We start from the raw sequence: 3,372 nt of genomic DNA on the forward strand, positions 1-3,372 counted from the left end.
GACTGATATGAACCACCGCGTCTCGAAGGAGATCGTTCGTTTTGCCGTTCAGAACAAGGTTGATGTGATCGGGCTGGAGGATCTTACCGGGATCAGGGATCGGACAGAGACCTCCAAAAAGCAGAGGTACACCCATCACTCATGGGCGTTCTATGAACTCCAGTCCTTCATCGAGTACAAGGCGCGGGAGAAGGGTATATCGACGGTCTATGTCGATCCGGCCTATACCTCCCAGACCTGTCCTCGATGCAATCATATCAGTAAGAACAATCGGCACAAGAAATCGTTTGTCTGCGAATGCTGCGGACACTCGCTCCATGCCGACCTTATCGGTGCTCGGAACATCGAGTCCAGAGCACGCACCTACAGGTATACCCTGGAGGTGCAGGGGTGCAGTCAGCCACCCATACGAGAACTATCGACACGATAGAGTCTCAAGCCCAGGCCTTCAGGCCGGGGTAGTTGACAGGGGGCCGTGTACATTCCGGATCGAGTGTTTTTCATAGCATATCTTCATGATCGGATCGATCTCTCATCTTTGATCTCCGAGACTGTGGGCGAATCCTCCGCTTTTTTATAGTATTCGCCGGGAGTTTCACCCCCTGACACCCACACGCGATTGGTTCCGGGAAGAGTGAAGGTGGGAATCCCGGAGCAGGAGAGTACCATCCCCCTTTATTTCATGAGGTCCGGGGTGAAAACCCCCAAATCAGAGGGACAAGAACGTGATTTCTCCCTTGATCCCCCGTGAAATACTTTCGCGCGAGGTTTTCTAAAAAAACCAGTTGCCGGAGAGGTGATGTGGGTAGAGATCTGTCTGTCTCTACTGTATCCTTGGGGTTATTCACCCCGGTCTGATTGGCCCTCGTATTTTTCTGGATTTTCGTATCCCTGAGTTAATCCTCCCTGATTGATCAGTACCGAATCGAAAGATATAACTAAAACGGCGAAGTAATTGCTTCTGACGTACTTCCGTGGTACGTGTCACACCTATTGCACAGGTTCGAAGCACGGTATCGCTGTTTGAACAACTCAACTAAAATGAGGCGATATATTTGTCGAAAGTTGTAGAGATTTCCCCAACCACGAGGCACGAGGGCCACTCCAAACTCGTCCTGAAGGTAAATGACGAGGGTATCGTCGAGCGTGGTGACTGGCTTTCCATCACCCCGGTGAGGGGTGTCGAGAAGCTTGCCGTCGGCAAGACGATGGAGCAGGTGCCCAAGATTGCCTCCCGTGTGTGCGGTATCTGTCCGATCGCCCACACGCTTGCAGCGACTGAGGCCATGGAAGCATCCGTCGGGTGTTACATCCCTGAGGACGCTATGCTTCTGCGGTACATCCTTCAGTGCGCAAACAGGCTGCACTCGCACGCCCTGCATGACATCCTTGCCCTGCCCGACATGTACCTGCCGGGTACGGACACGAAGATCAACCCGTTCTCCCCTGAGGAACCGGTGCGGTCGGTCGCCCTCCGGATCCAGAGGCTCCGTGAGATCGGCCAGACCATCGGCGAGATCGTCGGCGGCGAGGCTGTTCATCCGTCGAACCCGCGTGTCGGCGGTATGTACAAGAACATCTCCCCGCGGGCGAAGCAGAAGGTCTATGACCTCGCGAAGGAGGGCCGGATGCTCGCCCACGAGCAGCAGGAGTTCATGGTCTCGATCTTCAAGAACTTCCAGAAACGCGACTGGGCAGAGGTTGCCGGCCGCCAGGTCCCGATCCCGAAGGACCTCGGCTACCACAACCAGGGTTACATGGCCGCGGCCCCGATCTACGGCAGCAGCAGCCTGGACGACAACCCGACCTGGTTCCCCGAGCGCTGGACCGAAGTCCGGCCCTGGGACTGGTACATGGGCGAGGAAGAGATCACCCTCGAAGACAAGGACTATCCCGTAGGCGGCACCACGCCGGTCGGCGAGAAGACCTGGCCACAGATGCAGGCCTGCACCGGCGTACCCCTGTACGACGGCCAGCCTGTCGAAGTCGGTCCGCGCGCCCGTCTCGTCCAGTTCAAGAACTACGACGAGAAGGGAGCCATGGGCCTGAACATCGCCCGTGAGATGGAATATGAGGGGACCTGCTACGGCATTATCGAAGCCGTCGACGCCCTCAACACCTCCGGCAAGGTCGTTGCCGACGAGATCCCGCAGGGCGACGGAAGCCTGGGCTGGGCTGCGAACGAGGCCCCGCGTGGCTGTGACGTCCACCTCGCAAAGGTCAAGGACGGCAAGGTCCGCTGGTTCTCCATGCTTGTCCCGACCACCTGGAACTTCCCGACCTGCAGCCGCGCCCTCGCCGGCGCCCCCTGGGAACTCGCGGAGATCATCGTCCGGGCCTATGACCCGTGTGTCTCCTGCGCCACCCACATGCTGGTCGTGGACGAGAACAAGAAGATAGTGGCCCAGAAACTCCTCGAGTGAGATAATACATGTTATTCCCGGAAATCGTGATTGTGGGATGCGGAAACCCTCTCTTTGCCGACGACGGCCTCGGGCCCGAGGTGATCGAGGAACTGAACCGCATGCAACTTCCCGACAATGTCAAGGCCATCGACGCAGGGCTTGGAGCCCCGCACTTTATTTTTACGCTGATTGACCCTGAGGTCACGAAAAAGATCATCATCGTCGATATAGCGGATTTCGGTGCGGAGCCCGGCACGCTTGCGGAGTTGTCCCTTGAAGACCTGCCGCCAGGGAGCTATCGGGACGCCCATTCATGGGACCTTACCGAGCCGCTCCAGAGGCTGAAGGACAGAGTCGAGATCACGATCCTCGGCGTCCAGCCGAAACGGGTAACATCGCCCGAAATGGAAATCGGGCTCACCGAAGAGGTTCAGAAGGCCATACCCAGGGTAGTACGTCACGTACTCGCCGAGATTGGGGTGGATTATGGGGCTACTAGCGAAGCTAAAAGGGATCATCTTTGGAAGGAAGGAGCCACCCAGGTCTGAGGAGGCCCCGAAGGTAGAGCCTGCGCCGGTAAAGGCGAAGGTTCAGCCCGAGGCGAAGCCATCTGAGGACAAGGGAACAGTAAAATGGGTGAAAAAGCCCGTGCCGACTCCGGCGCCAAGGCCTGCACCTGTCAAAGAGGCCCGGCAGGCCCCCGCTGCCGGAGAGCCAGCCAAAGCGGTTGAAGCCCAAAAAGAGGTCGCACAACCGACACCCAGACCTGTAGCAAAGCCTTCTGAGATCAAAGTGGAAAAATCATCTGAGATAATTAAGGAGGAAAAGCCTGTGGTAGAGAAGATTACCGTGGGGCACGTGCACATGAGCGGCTGTACCGGATGCCTTGTGTCCTTTGCAGACAACTACGAAGGACTCTTCAAGATTCTGGACAACTATGCAGACCTCGTCTATGCACTGACCCTTG

The 3,372-nt window shown here is 57.1% G+C and carries 3 protein-coding genes and 1 pseudogene; all 4 read left to right on the forward strand.

Annotated features, from left to right (window positions below; translation table 11 throughout):
• Positions 1-430: transposase (locus tag PHP59_RS12105; protein ID WP_300167343.1), on the forward strand; the 430-nt coding region annotated here is incomplete at its 5' end.
• A 625-nt stretch (positions 431-1,055) separates the two neighbouring features.
• A complete protein-coding gene (gene frhA, locus PHP59_RS12110) occupies positions 1,056-2,423 on the forward strand; it encodes a coenzyme F420 hydrogenase subunit alpha (RefSeq protein ID WP_300167344.1) in 1,368 nt (455 codons plus the stop codon).
• 8 nt (positions 2,424-2,431) lie between these two features.
• Positions 2,432-2,953 (forward strand): coenzyme F420-reducing hydrogenase, FrhD protein, encoded by a 522-nt coding sequence (gene frhD / locus PHP59_RS12115; RefSeq protein WP_300167345.1) that lies wholly within the window; start codon positions 2,432-2,434, stop codon positions 2,951-2,953.
• Positions 2,892-3,372, forward strand: a pseudogene (locus PHP59_RS12120) (hypothetical protein); the annotation flags it as partial. The gene frhD and the pseudogene PHP59_RS12120, both read left to right, overlap by 62 nt.

The sequence above is a fragment of the Methanofollis sp. genome (genome assembly GCF_028702905.1).
In the GTDB taxonomy this organism is placed as follows: domain Archaea; phylum Halobacteriota; class Methanomicrobia; order Methanomicrobiales; family Methanofollaceae; genus Methanofollis.